At 44.9% G+C, this 16,105-nt stretch carries 15 protein-coding genes; all 15 read right to left on the reverse strand.

The window, feature by feature from the left end:
* On the reverse strand, positions 1-212 hold a 212-nt coding region (locus tag ARA78_RS11255), incomplete at its 3' end, for an ArsR family transcriptional regulator (protein ID WP_242849716.1).
* 11 nt (positions 213-223) lie between these two features.
* Positions 224-2,137 carry a heavy metal translocating P-type ATPase gene (locus tag ARA78_RS11260; RefSeq protein ID WP_055273724.1) on the reverse strand — a complete coding sequence of 638 codons (1,914 nt, stop codon included), beginning with the start codon at positions 2,135-2,137 and terminating at the stop codon, positions 224-226.
* Positions 2,138-2,245: 108 nt separating this feature from the next.
* Entirely contained in the window at positions 2,246-2,464 is a 219-nt protein-coding gene (locus ARA78_RS11265) for a cation transporter (RefSeq protein WP_055146474.1), read from the reverse strand.
* A gap of 201 nt (positions 2,465-2,665) precedes the next feature.
* Positions 2,666-2,887: a phosphopantetheine attachment site gene (locus ARA78_RS11270; protein WP_015533823.1), complete on the reverse strand. Its 222-nt coding sequence runs from the start codon at positions 2,885-2,887 to the stop codon at positions 2,666-2,668.
* Between the two features lie 39 nt (positions 2,888-2,926).
* Positions 2,927-4,402, reverse strand: a complete 1,476-nt coding sequence (locus ARA78_RS11275) for a class I adenylate-forming enzyme family protein (RefSeq protein ID WP_055280556.1) — start codon at positions 4,400-4,402, stop codon at positions 2,927-2,929.
* Positions 4,402-5,484, reverse strand: a complete 1,083-nt coding sequence (locus ARA78_RS11280) for a hypothetical protein (protein WP_242849717.1) — start codon at positions 5,482-5,484, stop codon at positions 4,402-4,404. Before ARA78_RS11280 ends, ARA78_RS11275 begins: the two co-directional genes overlap by 1 nt.
* The gene (locus ARA78_RS11285) at positions 5,484-7,073 is read right to left on the reverse strand and encodes an MBOAT family O-acyltransferase (protein ID WP_055280557.1); all 1,590 of its coding nucleotides are present in this window, start codon (positions 7,071-7,073) and stop codon (positions 5,484-5,486) included. The genes ARA78_RS11280 and ARA78_RS11285 overlap by 1 nt, the downstream gene beginning before the upstream one ends.
* A gap of 31 nt (positions 7,074-7,104) precedes the next feature.
* Complete coding sequence (locus tag ARA78_RS11290; protein WP_015533820.1) at positions 7,105-8,526, reverse strand: SLC13 family permease; 1,422 nt, start codon at positions 8,524-8,526, stop codon at positions 7,105-7,107.
* A gap of 101 nt (positions 8,527-8,627) precedes the next feature.
* Entirely contained in the window at positions 8,628-10,025 is a 1,398-nt protein-coding gene (locus ARA78_RS11295; RefSeq protein WP_055280558.1) for a sensor histidine kinase, read from the reverse strand.
* The gene (locus ARA78_RS11300; protein WP_015533818.1) at positions 10,019-10,687 is read right to left on the reverse strand and encodes a response regulator transcription factor; all 669 of its coding nucleotides are present in this window, start codon (positions 10,685-10,687) and stop codon (positions 10,019-10,021) included. Before ARA78_RS11300 ends, ARA78_RS11295 begins: the two co-directional genes overlap by 7 nt.
* Positions 10,688-10,847: 160 nt before the next feature.
* Entirely contained in the window at positions 10,848-12,074 is a 1,227-nt protein-coding gene (locus ARA78_RS11305; RefSeq protein WP_015533817.1) for an ATP-binding protein, read from the reverse strand.
* A 90-nt stretch (positions 12,075-12,164) separates the two neighbouring features.
* Positions 12,165-13,571 carry an amidophosphoribosyltransferase gene (locus ARA78_RS11310; RefSeq protein ID WP_015533815.1) on the reverse strand — a complete coding sequence of 469 codons (1,407 nt, stop codon included), beginning with the start codon at positions 13,569-13,571 and terminating at the stop codon, positions 12,165-12,167.
* Positions 13,572-13,644: 73 nt separating this feature from the next.
* Positions 13,645-13,881 carry a hypothetical protein gene (locus tag ARA78_RS11315; RefSeq protein ID WP_156327904.1) on the reverse strand — a complete coding sequence of 79 codons (237 nt, stop codon included), beginning with the start codon at positions 13,879-13,881 and terminating at the stop codon, positions 13,645-13,647.
* Positions 13,882-14,006: 125 nt separating this feature from the next.
* Positions 14,007-14,888, reverse strand: coding sequence for a DUF3137 domain-containing protein (locus ARA78_RS11320; protein ID WP_172674927.1), 882 nt, complete (start codon positions 14,886-14,888; stop codon positions 14,007-14,009).
* Between the two features lie 208 nt (positions 14,889-15,096).
* On the reverse strand, positions 15,097-16,104 hold the full coding sequence (locus tag ARA78_RS11325; protein ID WP_022216662.1) for a LacI family DNA-binding transcriptional regulator: 1,008 nt from the start codon (positions 16,102-16,104) through the stop codon (positions 15,097-15,099).
* Between the last annotated feature and the right edge of the window lies 1 nt (position 16,105).

Genomic DNA, 16,105 nt, shown 5'->3' on the forward strand with positions numbered 1-16,105 from the left:
GATACGGCCGGATCACTCATCTCCATGGCCGCCGCTATGTTGCTGACACATTCCTCGAGGTGGCACAGCATCCAGAGTATCCTTAGCCTTGTGCCATCGCTGAGCTGTTTGAATATATCTGCCATGCTGCTGCAATCTTCCACAGACGGCATGCATTTTATGATCTTGTTCTCATTGTCGCAGTGACAATGCGGCAAATGTATCTCTCCCATGCGGTCTCCTCCTATTCTTTGAAGCTCAGTGCTCTTGTCGCATTTAATACCGCAAGGATCATAACTCCTACATCTGCGAATATTGCCCACCACATGTTGACAAATCCAACTGCGCCCAGTGCAAGGCATGCAAACTTGATCACAAGTGCAAATACTATGTTCTGGTGTACGATCCTGAGTGTCTTCTTGGATATCTTCATGGCTGTCGCTATCTTTGCAGGATCATCATCCATGAGGACGATATCCGCAGCTTCGATAGCTGCATCGGAACCAAGGGCTCCCATGGCAATTCCTATATCTGCTCTCGAAAGTACAGGGGCGTCATTGATTCCATCTCCGACAAATGCAAGCTTCTCCTTCTCTCCCTTGGCTGCGATGAGCTTCTCGACCTCATCCACCTTGTCTCCAGGGAGAAGTTCACTTCTCACCTCATCCACGCCAAGCTCGCTTCCGACTGCATCTGCAACCTTCTTCGCATCACCTGTGAGCATGACTACCTTCTCCACGCCTGCTGCCTTGAGACCACTTATAGCCTCCTTTGCATTTGGCTTGACAACATCTGATATGAGAATATATCCTGCATACTTTCCATCCACGACAACATGTATCTCTGTTCCAACCGATGTAGGAACCGCTGCCTGTATGTTCATCTGCTTCATGAGCTTGACATTTCCTGCGGCAACCTCATGACCATCAACAACCGCTGACACACCGTGTCCGCTGATCTCCTTTGCGTCTGTGACCCTGTTGTTGTCGATTTCCTTGCCATATGCCTCCTTCAGGCTCTTGCTGATAGGATGGTTGGAATAGCTCTCGACCAGCGCTGCCTTTTCAAGAAGATCAGCTTCGCTCATTCCTCCCTCAGGATGTATCTCTGTAACCTGGAACACACCCTTTGTGAGTGTTCCTGTCTTATCGCACACGACATACTTTGTGTATGAGAGAGCCTCAAGATAGTTGGAACCCTTGACCAGAATACCCTTTGCCGAAGCTCCGCCGATTCCTCCAAAGAAGCTCAGTGGAATGGATATTACCAGTGCACATGGACAGCTTATAACAAGTGTTGTCAGTGCTCTGATGATCCACTTGGACCATGCTGCAGGATTACCCATGATAATGTTTACCAATGGCGGAAGCACTGCAAGCGCAAGTGCTGCTATACATACAGCCGGTGTATAATACTTTGCAAATCTTGTGATGAAGTTCTCTGATCTGGACTTCTTCATGCTTGAGTTCTCAACGAGATCAAGGATCTTTGATACAGTTGACTCTCCAAATTCCTTGGATGTCTCGATCTTGATAAGTCCTGTGAGGTTGACACATCCACTGATGATCTCATCGCCGACATGAACCTCTCTAGGTACGCTCTCACCTGTGAGGGCACTTGTGTTGAGTGAGGATGAGCCCTCCACAACCTTACCATCGATAGGCACCTTCTCGCCCGGCTGTACAACTATGACTGTTCCGATCTGAACGTCATCCGGATCAACCTGTTCCAGCTTGCCATCCTTCTCTATGTTGGCATAATCCGGACGGATATCCATGAGTGCTGTGATATTCTTCCTGCTCTTGCCTACGGCGTAGCTCTGGAACAGCTCGCCTATCTGGTAGAACAGCATAACCGCTGATGCCTCCTTGTACTCACCGAGCACCATGGCGCCAACCGTAGCTATAGCCATAAGGAAATTCTCGTCAAATACCTCTCCGTGTATGATTCCGAGAAATGCCTTTTTAAGTATATCGTAACCTATGACGAGATATGGGATCAGGTAAGCCACGATCTCTATGCATCGCCACATAACTGACGGATTCTCAAGATCCACCATCCCGGTCTTGTCAAGCACCGTAAATGTGACAGCCATGGCAACCAGAAGAACCGCCGATATTATAATTCTTCTGAGCACTTTTTTCTGTTTCTTTGTCATAACATCCTCCTATCTGATAGAGCACAGATCTTTCACAGTTAGCCGTGACTAAACAACCTACTATACCATAATCCGGCAGTCATCATGCACATGCATAACCGCCTTTGGTTACATAAAGATCTCGCAGTCAGGCTCAACCTTCTTACAAGCCTTAAGTACATTCTTCATAACCTCAGCCTCGTCAGCTCCGTCGTCGAACTCAACGCTCATCTTCTGTGCCATGAATGCCACTGTTGCATCCTTAACACCTGCTACCTTCTTTGTAGCCTCCTCCATCTTTGCTGCACAGTTTGCACAATCAACTTCAATCTTATACTTCTTCATAATAGTTATCTCCTTTTCATTGTTCTCATTGAATCTATGAACATTTAAACATGTATTTAATTATATGTCAACAGTAAAATGCTATTCTTTTAAAAATTTATTTATATGAACATCTGTGCATTTTAAAAAACCTGTGTATATAACATATACACAGGTTTTTATTCCAGATATATCTGATTCCACTTTCAGATCATGTTTCAGATCCTACTTCAGATCCTCCACAAGCTCATAGAGAGCGATTGCTGAGTTGAAGTTATCAGGTATGATCTCATCACTTGGGATGACAACTCCGTACTTATCTGCTATCTCTGAAATGATAGAGATGATATCGAGTGACTCCAGGATTCCGTCGTCAACGAGTGCCTCCTCATTTTCAAAATCAACATTTGGCTTGATCTTCTTGAGCATCTCAATAAATTCTTTCATTGTTCAATTCTCCTTTGTATGATCTTCTCTGCAAACCATCTATACGTTCTGCTCTGCAAGCTTTCTTACTTCCTTTCGCAGAACTGAACCCTTGAACGTCTTTGGTATACTTTCAACATAGATATACTTTCTTGGAAGCTTGTAGCTCTCAAGTCTGTCAGCAAGAAAGCTTTCAAAATCAGCTTCCTCATAGCCATCCTTCTGCACGACCAGTATGACCGGAAGCTCTCCGGTGATCGGGTCTTTGATTGAAGTGTAAGCCACATCATCTATATGCTCATATCCAAGTGCAAGGTCTTCTATCTCTGCAGGAGATATCTTGCTTCCACCATAGTTTATCACATCATCGGCCCTGCCTACAAGTATGCAGTCGCCATCCTCATCCAGATATGCCAGATCCTTTGTCCTAACATATCCATCCACAATGGTCTCAGCAGTGAGTTCGGGGTCATTGTAATAGCCTTCCATGACTATAGAACCGCCCCAGGACAGAAGTGCCGGTGACTCCGGGCTGCCATTTGTAACCACGTTACCCTCGTCGTCAGAGAATCTTACGACCGAGTTCACGGTAGGTCTTCCTATACATCCTGTCTTGTTGCCATTGCCACTGAACTCCAGTATGCATGCGCATCCGGCTTCAGATGAACCATAGAAATTATACAGTCTTGTATGTGGAAGCAATCTGAGCAGCTTCTCCTTGTCTGACTCGGCAAGAGGTGCTGAGCCTATCTGTATATAATCAAGCTGATCTGCATAATCCGCGATCCTGTCATCAGACAAATGGAATATCATTCCGAGTGATGCCGGTGATATCGCCATGGATGTCACTCCGTATTTCTCTATGAGCTTCCACAGCGTTCCGATAAATACCATTCCGTCCATCAGACATACTGTGCCGCCATTTACCATGTCTGACTGGTATCTTCTTATTCCAAATGAATGGTTGAGAGGCATTGGTATTATCTCCACATTGCCCTTCTTCATGGCTGTTCCCTCGATGACATTGCCGGCTATTCCCACATCACCTCTGTGGTGCATGACAACGCCCTTTGAAGATCCGGTTGTTCCCGTTGTGAAGAGCAGCATCGATCTGTCCTCCTCACCCGGAAGCTCAAGCTCTGCCTCGCTCTCATCCTTCATCCTGGTTATTATTTCCTTCTGGCTTATACACTTTATTCCATCCACAGGCTTGTCTGATATGAGACATGCCGCGTCAACTCTCTGGCCTATCTCAATTGCCCTCTCTGCGGATGTGGATTTCTCTATCGGCACGACAAGCACCTGCATGTACTGCAGTGCAGTGAACACTGTCAGATAATCTATGTTCTGTGTGCATCTGATCATTACATGATCGCCCTTGCATATGCCCATATCCCGCAAAGCGTGTGCAGTCTTTCTTATATTGCTCCAATACTCTGCGTATGTGACTGTCTTTCTTAGCTCACACACCGCCAGAGTGTCCGGCTGCGTCTGGGCATACTCCTGAATATAATGTAATACCGTCTGCTTATACATTATTCGTTCTCCTTCTTGTACTTCTCCCATTCTACCATGAGACTGCTTTCCTCATCTGCCCAGGCATCACAGGCATCAGTCCAACTCTGCTTCTGCTCATCTGTAAGCTTACTCTGCAGGCCGTAATTGTCCTCTATATATTGTGCAAGATATGTGGTAACCTTCTTGGCACCCGCAATATTTACATGCTTGCTGTTGTAGAAATCTGTTGAATAATCCAGATTCAGTTCATCAAGAACATTGTTCATGTTCAGATAATCATATCCCTTTGAGGCTATGTACTCGTCAAGCTGAAGCTGCTTGGATGCCTGACCCTTTGATGGGTAGTAAGGTGTCGCAACCAGCAGAACCTTAACTCCGAGCTCCTCTGCCTTTGTCTCTATGTCATCGATATATCCGAGTGTCTCATCCGACAGATGAAGCTGTCCGTCAGACTCGAACACAGGCTCCTTGATCTTCGTGATCTTCGACCTCTGCCTACCTGTCTTGAACTCGTCCGTTCCCTGATTGAGTCTGTCTATAAGCACCTGTCTGTCAAATGTCAGCAGATTATCGTGATACTTCAGAATAGGGAACATGAGCTCGAACTTTGACTTCTCATCCGCTCTGTAATACTTCTGTATCATCTCAAACTTCGTCGATGATGGTCTCATGCCCGATGTCATGACCTCCATACGATAATTGTAATGCTCATCCTTTATCTTTGTGACATCGCCTCGTATGATAATACTTCTGACCTCAACCACAAACAGATCCAGATCCTGGGTCTTTGCAGCCTCTTCCATGAGATACGGCGCAAGTCTGATATCCTGAGCCGCAGTACCTATGAGCATCGATGTGTAACCCTGCTCCTCATACGCCTGGGTCGGTATCCAGTATCTGTACATCGAACTGGAGCCGATGAGCACCGTATTGATGGTGTTATCCTCCTCCGCATAGTAGTTTGTCCACACATCAGAGTCAAAATCCTGTGGTCTCGCCAGTTCTCCCGCCTTGTTCAAGCCAAGGAAAAGCACTGTACATATCGAAAATACTGATATTGTATATTTTATCCACGCTGGCATATCTTTCTCCCTTCTCATTAGAACTGTTCATATATAAATGATGCGCCCGCACCAGAGCCGTATACTCCGCATATGGCAATGAATGCCAGACCTGCTGCCATAACCAGCCATTTAAATACTATGTTCTGCTTTGCAAGCCATTCTCTGACATCGCCTGTGCTGCCTCTTCTCTCCATGATCTCCTGCGCGATAGACACAGCAAGAAGGAGAAGGCATCCAAATATCAAAACTCTCCACTCTCTTCCTGAAAGTGAAAATTCATCCACAATATTATACACCCTTGAGTGATCAAAAACCATGGAACGGATCATCCAGATCGAACTTCGGATTCCCTGTCCCATAAATATGAGACGTCCTATGACACAGAGGATGAATGTTCTGAGCATTCTGAATATCTCCCAGCTTATGCAGTCAGTCTTTATCCTGAGCGCCTTTGTAAGCTTTGCCAGCGGTTCCTCAAAAAGTGTCGACATGCATATCAGCACTCCGTGATACAAGCCCCATGCTATATAATTCCACTTTGCGCCGTGCCAGAGACCGGTCAGCACCCACACACACAGGATAGGTATGCTCGCTGCAAATACCTTTCCTATCACATTTCCTAAGTGATCTCTTATCTTGACATTGAGCTTGAGGAACAGCTTTGATGTTGACACCGGGTAGAATACATATTCTCTGAAGAATGCACCCAGTGACAAATGCCATCTTCTCCAGAACTCAGGAAGTGTCTGTGAAAAGTATGGTCTTCTGAAGTTCTCTCCCAGAACGATGCCGAAGCACTCTGAAGTGCCCCTTACTATGTCCATACATCCTGAGAAATCGCAGTATATCTGGATGGAATATGCGATTCCCACTGCCAGGAATATTCCGCCATGATAATCAAATGTATGCCCAAATATCTCTTTTGTAAAAGCTCCTATCCTGTCAGCTATAACGATCTTCTTCACAAATCCCCAAAGCATGAGCCAGACACCTCTCATGATAGTGTCCATATTGAAGCTGTGCTCCTCCCAGAGCTGATATCCTACTTCCTCATATCTGGCTATAGGTCCCTGGGTAACATGTGGGAAATAAAGCACATATGACAGGTATCTGAAGAAATTCTTCTGCGCTGATATTCGTCCGTTATACAGATCCACGAGATATGAGATCATCATGAATGAGTAAAATGATATTCCCAAAGGTGCTATGAGATTCCAGTCAGGAATGCTCTGCAATCCGTCGTATGGTATGAATCTCTTTATATTGTCGAGCACAAAGCCAAATGCCTTGAACGCCGCCAGAACACCGATAACTATGACAAGTGCCCACACAAGGAACTTCTTTCTCTTCGCCTTCTCAGCAGCCTTGATCTTTCGTGCGGTTCTTCTGTCCGCATCCTTTGCCAGCTCCTCCTGCTCGTCCAGACTCTTCTGCAGCCTCAGTGAGAACAGATACACGACAACAGCCGTGGCAATGACCAGAAACAGGTACTCTATCCCGGCATATCCGTAGAACACAAGACTCGCAAGGAGCAGTATCACCCACTGTATCTTCTTTGGAACTATGTAGTATAGCACTATTGTACACAATAAAAAAACTATAAATGTATAAGTTACTACTGACATGTCCTCTCCCTCTTCTACAAGTAAAAATTATTTATACACTGCTAAACGCCGGCCAGTATTTTAACAGCAGCGCACATGCTACTGACATGACCGCCAGAACCAGCAGAGTTATCTTCCAGCCCTCTTTGAACATATACTTTGGCGACAGGCCGTATCCAACCGGTATCGCCCTGATGGATGTCGGAAGCATGTATGACAGGTTGACTCCCACAGATGCCACATATATGTACGGTATCGGATTGAGTCCGCAGCCCTGTGTGATGGATATTACCAGCGGCATGGCTACCGCAGCCGTGGCTGTGTTGGATGTCACATCCGACATGAGAAGTGTAACGGCAAGTATCACGAACACTGTGATAAATCCGCCCTTCATATCAAGCTTTGATATACACTCACCAAGTGCCTCTGCAGCACCGGATTTGTTGATGAGTGTTCCGGCGGCAAGTCCACCGGCAAATATATACATAAGTCCCCAGATGATCTTACCCTGAACATTCTTCCACACCATAATACGCTCTCCGTTCTTGTTGGTGAGAAGGAATGATACTATGGCGCATATGATAAATACATACGCCGGCTTGAGTCCCGGAAGTATGCTCTGGTAGAGCTGTCTGGTAAATGCAAGCACCGTGGCAAGAACAAATAACACAAGTGCTATCTTCTCCTCGTAGCTCATAGGAGGAAGCTCCTTGTATTTTGCTACAAAGTATTCCCTTGAACCGCCAAGCATCTCTGTCTTCTTCACATCACGGATCATGAACAGGATATTTACAAGCACAAGTATGAGCATGATAGGCAGGAATCTCACGACCCACGAAGAGTACATGTACTCCTCGCCTGTTATCTGCTGTATATATTCGACCGTCACAAGATTCATCGCACCTCCGAGCGGCGATGCCAGACCACCGAGTCCGGTTGCATATGCTATCGTGAGAAGTATCTTTGATGCAGTCTTGTTTGTCTTGATGTCGTCCATTCCTATATACTTGAGCATGGCGATCGCTATAGGTGTGATCGTCGCACATACCACTGCATTTGGAAGCACCGCTGACAGAACTGCAGACAACACAAACCAGAACACAAGCTGTATCCTCAAACTGCTGCCGATAAGTCTCAGGAATGTAATGGCTATCCTCTTGTCAAGCCCGGTATTCTCCCACATCACGCTTATGATGGAAGCTCCCAGAAGAAGCAGTATCGTCTCGTCTGCGTAGTTGGAAATGACCGCCGACATGTCAGTCATCTGAAATATCGCATTTAAGGCTATCGGGAGGAATGCAGTTACCGCATAGTCCACCGGGCCTGTTACCCACCAGTACGCCATCCACATGATGGTTCCTATCGCTGCTCTTGACTCAAATGTCGTGAATACTCCGTGTGGCAAAAGTGCCGTAAACAGCCCGAATAACAATGGGCCGATCAGTAAATGTACTATTCTCTTTCGTTCTTTCATAAATATAGCTCCTATTTTCAATAAAACACTGATTTTAAATTATACACATTTAAGATTAATCTTTCATTAAAAAAATTAATATATATTAAAATCCACAGACATTATTCTGCATTTACCGGGATTTTAAATGTAAACAGGCTTCCTTTTCCGGGCTCACTGTCAACATCCACGATTCCGCCGTAATATCTGGCGATCTGCATTACCTGTGACAGACCCAGGCCAAAACCCTCCGCACTTCTGTCTGGCTCACCTCTGTAAAAACTCTCAAATATCTTTTCCTTTGTGCTCTTATCCATTCCCCGGCCCTCATCCCTGACCGAGATAAAATAGCTGTCATTTTTCACACCGCAGGACACATGGATACTACCTCCATCATTGCTGTACTTCACCGCATTTGACATCAGATTGTTCACGACGATAACTATATGGTTCATATTCGCTTTGACCATCGTCGGCTTCAGGTCGTAGGTAAACTTAAGATTCTTCTTACAGATGTACTCCACATCATCGCACACAGACTCCACCACATCCAGCAGATCTACATCCTCAACCGCTATGACTGCGTTTTCATTGTCCATGACCGACATCTGAAGAAGCTGTTCTATGAGCCCCTTCATACGTGAGGTCTGTCTCTCGAATACCTCTATGCTCTCAAGCATCTCCTCATCGCCATTCTTCTCCGCGATCTCCCTGGAAAGCTGACACTGGGCATGCATGACTGCTACAGGTGTTCTCAGCTCATGGGATACATTTGCATTGAACTCGGTCTGTCTCTCAAGCTCATGATGGACTTTTCTGTACAGGTTGTTATTCGCATCGGTCAGCATATCAAGCTCTTTGAACGGACCGTCATACTCCAGATTCTCTGTAAAATCAAGATTGTCCACGCTCTTATCTATCGAACGGTTCAGGCTTCCCATTGGAACTGCTATCAGTTTCCTCAAAGCAAATGCATATATCACAAATGCTATCAGCACGGTTCCAATAACACAGTATGATTTATATAAAAGTTCACTGTAATTGCTCTCTATATCCCTGACGGATACCATGACACAGATCTTGTATTTAGGAGTCTTCTTCAGCGGCTCTTTGTCTGTTCTTCCCTGCCTGACGACCGCAAAATACTTGACCTTCCCTGCATCTATATGCATAAGATCTCTTATGCTTATATCCGGATTATCCGCATATCCCTCAGGCACCTCGCCGTCAAGGATCTCGCCGTCATTTCCCTGAAGGAACACATATATCTGCTCATTACTGTCCGGATCGTCCTCACGGTCGTAAAATCCATCATCTATATGTGGCTTCTTCTGTGAATCATACACTATGTATCGTCTGATCTGGGCTACCTCCTGTGTCAGCTTCTTATAAGCCATCAGGTTCATATCATCCTTCATAAGATTGTTCTGGATGACCAGCAGACAAGATATACCCACCACCAGAATAAGCGCTGTAATTATAATAGTGTATGTTACAAATGATATTTTTCTCTTTAACATTCCAGTTTATAGCCGACACCTCTTATAGTATGGATCAGCTTCTCCTCATAATTATCGTCTATCTTCCTTCTCAGATAACGGATATACACATCTATCACATTTGAATTGACATCGTCATCTATGTTCCAGATGTTCACCCGTATCTGTTCCCTAGTTACTACCACATTTCTGTTTCTGGCTAGGTACTCAAGGATAGCATACTCCCTGACCGTGAGATCAATTACCTTTCCATCCCTGATCGCCTGTCTGTTGTTCATGTCGACCACCAGTGAACCACAGGTTATCACATTCTCATTTACCGGATTCTGGGTTCTCAGCATGACCCTGAGTCTTGCCATAAGCTCCGAGAACTCAAATGGCTTTGTCATATAATCGCTGGCTCCGGCATCCAGTCCCCTGACTATATCCTGTGTCTCCGTCTTGGCCGTGAGGAAAAGCACAGGAACCTGTATCCCCGCATTTCTCATCTCGCGCAGGACTGTTATTCCGTCCTTGTTCGGGATCATTATATCCATGATCGCCCCGTCGTAATTCTCCGCTTCCATATAATCAAGTGCCGCCTGTCCGTCATAACAGGCATCCACATTATAGCCCTCTTTGACCAGCTTACTGCATATTATGCTGTTCAGATCCTTCTCATCCTCAACTACAAGTACACGCATACATCCATCCTCCCTGTCATTTTCATCTGTTGGCCACTACAGTATATCGCTGCACGATCGCTGAACAGATATATATTGCCATGCTTTTATGAAAATAACATTAAAAGCCGTCACTTACATCTGCCAAATGTAAATAACGGCTCTCAAATGCTGTTTTTATCTATTCTGTCTTACCGCTCTTCTCATCGTAGGTATCAAGAAAGCTGTGTCTCACGCCTCCCTGCTTGTACTCTATAAGGGTATCGATATTGACATTCTCCACACTCTTGAATATGTTGCCCTCCACAAACGGATTTGTCTTCTTGAGTGTCGCTATAAGCTGCTTGATCTCCTGACGCTTGGACTTCGTCTCCTCATTGTTACATGTTGTGCATGTGTCAGTGAACTTACATGCGCACTGTATGAAATGAAGCTCGTTGTAATCTCTCCACGCCTTGATGTCGTCCTCTCTCACCATATAGAGAGGTCTGATTAGTTCCATTCCCTCAAAATTGGTGCTGTGGAGCTTCGGCATCATGGTCTGCATCTGCGCTCCGTAGAGCATACCCATGAGTATGGTCTCTATGACATCATCGTAGTGGTGTCCAAGAGCTATCTTGTTACAGCCAAGCTCCTTCGCATAGCTGTACAGATGGCCTCGTCTCATTCTTGCACAGAGATAACACGGCGACTTCTCTACGTTATACACTGAATCAAATATATCCGACTCAAATATCTGGATAGGGATGTTCAGCATCCTGGCATTATCCTCTATGACCTTGCGGTTTGCAGGGCTGTAACCCGGATCCATAACTATGAACTTGAGTTCAAATGGGAACTTGTTGTGCCTTTTCAGCTCCTGAAAACACTTTGCCATGAGGAAGGAATCCTTGCCGCCCGATATACATACGGCTATCCTGTCGCCCTCCTTCACCAGCTCATATCTGTTGATGGCCTTTGTGAAGTTGCACCATATCTTCTTGTGGAACTTCTTGCGGAGGCTCTTCTCAACGTCGGCACATATATCAGTCTGTTCCTGCTTGCCCATGGTGTAGAGCAGCCATGATATATATCCGCCTTTGAGGCTCACCGCATCGTATCCCAGCTCTGTAAGTCCCTCCGCCAGCGGAATGCTGTTGGTTCCGTGGGTGCAGCAGATTATGAGTTTTTTCCCTTTTGAATTGTCCCCGGGCATATATTTCTCAACCGGGAATATCTCACTGGCTGTCTCCGCCAGATTCTCTGGCATCAGCCTGTCCGTCTGGACTGCCATCGCACCCGGGATGGCTCCGTGGGATATCTCTACCTCATCCCTGATGTCAACCATCAGATATGAATCCTTATCCAGTTCCTGTATCTCTTCTATTGTGATTTCATATGAAGTTTCTTTTGAGTTTTCTAATGCCATATCCCTGTCACCATTTTTCTTAGTATTACAAATAAGCTATTTTTATATATGCTACTGTCTGCTGCATATGGCATCGCCGTCATCCGCAGCTTACTCCTTGCCATCCCAGCAGTATGTACAAAGCTTGCACTTCTCAACTCCGCATGCCTCAAGCATATCATCAAGTCTGTTGAATCTGAGTGATGTGAAATGCAGCTCCTTGCAGATCTCATCAACCATCTTCTCATACTTCTCTGAATCAGGATCTGTGTACTCCTGAAGTACCTCGTCTGTCACGTTGCCGTTCTCAAGTCTCTCGATAACTCTTCTTGTTATAAGATCCATCTCTGATGATGATCTTGAGAAGTTAAGGTATTTACATCCGTATACAAGTGGTGGACATGCAGGTCTGATGTGCACTTCCTTGGCACCGCTGTCAAACAGATATTCGGTTGTCTCTCTGAGCTGTGTTCCACGCACGATGGAATCGTCTATGAGCAGAAGGCTCTTATCCTTTATAAGATCCTCAACTGCCAGAAGCTTCATCTTCGCGATGAGGTTACGCTGGCTCTGTATGGTCGGCATAAATGAACGTGGCCATGTCGGTGTGTACTTGATGAATGGTCTTGAGAAAGGTATTCCAGACTCATTTGCATAGCCGACTGCATGCGCTGTTCCTGAATCCGGAACTCCGGCTACGATATCAGGCTTAACGTTATCTCTCTTTGCCATGCTGGCTCCGCAGTTGTATCTCATCTGCTCTACACTCATACCCTCGTATGAACTTGCAGGGTAACCATAGTATACCCACAGGAATGTACATATCTTCATGTCCTTGCCCGGCTGCACAAGCGTCACACAGTTGGACGGTGTGAGTACAACAACCTCACCAGGGCCGAGTTCTTTATAGTCATGATAGCCAAGGTTCTTGTAGGCAAAGTTCTCAAATGACGCACAGAATGCACCATCTTTCTTGCCTATGACCACAGGAGTTCTTCCATGCATATCCCTGGCTGCATATATTCCATTCTGGTTCATGAGCAGGAGTGACAGAGAACCATCTATCTTCTCCAGCGCATATCTTATTCCATCTATCAGATTATCCTTCTGGTTGATAAGGGCTGCCACCAGCTCTGTGCTGTTGATATCCCCTCCGCTCATCTCAAGGAAATGTGAATGTCCCTGATCAAATATCTCCTTGGATATCTCGTCAACGTTGTTGATCTTGCTGACTGTCGTCAGGGCATATGTTCCGTGATGTGAACGCACTATGAGTGGCTGTGGCTCATAATCGGATATACATCCTATTCCAAAATAACCCTTCATGTTCTGCATATCTTTGTCGAACTTTGTTCTAAATGGAGCATTCTCGATATTGTGTATGGATCTGTCAAATCCCTTATCTCCATACACTGTCATGCCTCCGCGTCTTGTTCCAAGATGTGAATGATAGTCTATTCCAAAGAACAGATCAAACACACAGTCATCTTTTGCCGCTACTCCAAAAAATCCACCCATTGTTTTCCTCCTGAAGTGATAAAAATTTGTCATTTTCGCAAACATATCTATATTAGCATAGTATCGGCGGTGATTACAATACCTTCATCGCCAACTTCACTATCCCCGCAATGAAGATCAGCACAGCCAGTCCGAAAAAGCAAACCTCCATCTCTCTGTACACCTTGTTTGACTTCTTCTCATAGGCCGTTCTCTTTTCCCTAGAGTATAAAAGTTTATACTCGCTACCGATAGGATGTTTCTTTCTGTTTATCTCCTGATTTACCATATAAGAATCCGGCTCACCGCTGTATGGATCGATGTATTCCACTGTGGGTTGTGCATATCCCGGCAATTTTGTCCTGCCGGTCAGGGTATCGTATCCTATGATCTTTCCGGTTATTTCCTACATTTAACACATTCTCACTGTATATAAACATTCTATCATTTAACCAACTACTGAAAAAGATCTGTATTCATACCAAAGACATCAATAACTTTCAAAATATCGGAAAGTTCATCCCTAAATTTCTGACGATACTCCTCCATGTCACCATTATCCCTGCCATTGTTACTAAGTTCAAATAAATCTCTGTCATTCTTTATCGCTACTGCCACCATATTGCCAGCGATCTGTATCTCCATAAATCCTTCAAGTCCCATAAGTCCCTGCATAAGCTGTGGCGTCAATACCCTCAAAGCAAGCTGGCTGTCAGAGGCATATATATCGAACCTGTTATCAAATGACGCGTTGCCCGTCATAAAACTGTTACGTGAATTCTCAGAACCCAATACTCTTGATAATATGCCACTTTTCTTTTCATTTTTCATTCTTCGACTAATTCTCTCCTGGATCTGTACAAAACCATTAACATTCTTGTGGGAAGTAGCCATTATGAGCTGGCCTTTAAAATTAACAACATTATCGCCAGGAAACTCACCGTCCGGTGAACCCTTTGTTTCCGTTCTGAGTGTGAGATCACTGAATGTAAATTCTACTCCCCTGTATATTCCATGTATAAAGTCAGAACCATCCATATTATTAAATGAAGGAAGAATCGGACAATTATGTAAAAATGCCTCATTTGTATATCCATTTGGCATGTATTCAATCACATGCAAGCGCTCTCCAAGGACACTCCGTACAACATACTGTCCCATGAGTTCCTTGAGGTCTTTAAGTTTATTTGTCTCCATATATGAGAACAGGAAAAATCCGCCTACAAACAAAGCCGGAATCAGCAGCCAAGCAGAGTCTAATTCATAGCCATTTCTAGATACCACCATAAACGCAACAAATGGCGCAAATATTCCTATAAAAGAAACAATCTTAAACACCTTAAGCACTTTACATAGTTTGCGTTTTTCTAATATTTCCGATTCTATATTCTGATCCATCTTCTCATCTCCAAACTGTGATAAATACGCTATACGAATCTCAGAGCCTTACCGAACTTTTATCTCATAAAAAAATCGCCCTATACTGATATATAATATACCAGTATAAGACGAATTCAAACTTAATTAAAAAGGTTTTCCCTGAATCCTAGCCGATGCTCTTAACGCTTTCTCCCTCTATCAGGGAATATGGCACTATCTCATGTTCACCAGCTGCTGCATAATTTATATGCTTGAGCATGATGTCAACACTTCTCGATGCCATGATCTCTGTATTCTGGTTTATTGTTGTAAGTCTTGGTACACAGTATCCTGCCAGCTCTATTCCATCAAATCCAGTAACTGACAGCTCCTCCGGAATATGTTTGCCCAGATCAGCAGCCGCTCTCATGACGCCGATCGCTATCGTATCACTGAGAGCCATGATTGCTGTAACCTCCGGCTGTTCCTCCAAGAGACGCTTCGTGGCCTCATAACCTGCCTTCATAGAATACCTGCACGGAATATATGTAAACTCCGCCCGGTCATCATGCTGCCACTCATCTATAGCCCTCTTGCAGCCTTCATATCTATTGAAACTTATCTGTTTCTCGGACACCTGCCCTCCTATGACTCCGATGCGTCTGTGGCCTTTTTCAAGAAGATACCTTGTCATATCGTATGTCGCTGCCGTGTCATCTATCGTTATGGAGGATATGTTGTCATTTGCAAGAATCTCTCCGCCGGTCGTGATTATGACTCCCGGGATCTCAAACTCTTTCACACGCTCATCAAAAAGTGCAAGATTGGCACCCAAAAACATGATTCCCTTCGGATTCACGCTATGAGTGAGTTTGATGGCATACTCGATCTCGTCACCATCCTCGTCTATGTACTCCACTATGACATCCTCATCATATCCAGCAAGCAGGTTCTGTATCCGCTCTACTATATCCGCAAACAACATATTCTGGTTTCCTTTTATGATGACAACCACCGCCGATTTCGCTGACATTTTGAGGAGCTTTGCGTTGACGTTCGGCTCAAAGCCGTTTTCCTCTATAACCCTGAGTATCTTCTCTCTGGCTGCATCGCTGACTCCGGTCTGATTGTTGATCACCCTGGACACGGTTCCGATACCATAACCTGATATACGTGCAATATCCTTTATTGTCATA

It is taken from the genome of Coprococcus eutactus, from assembly GCF_001404675.1.
Taxonomy (GTDB): domain Bacteria; phylum Bacillota; class Clostridia; order Lachnospirales; family Lachnospiraceae; genus Coprococcus; species Coprococcus aceti.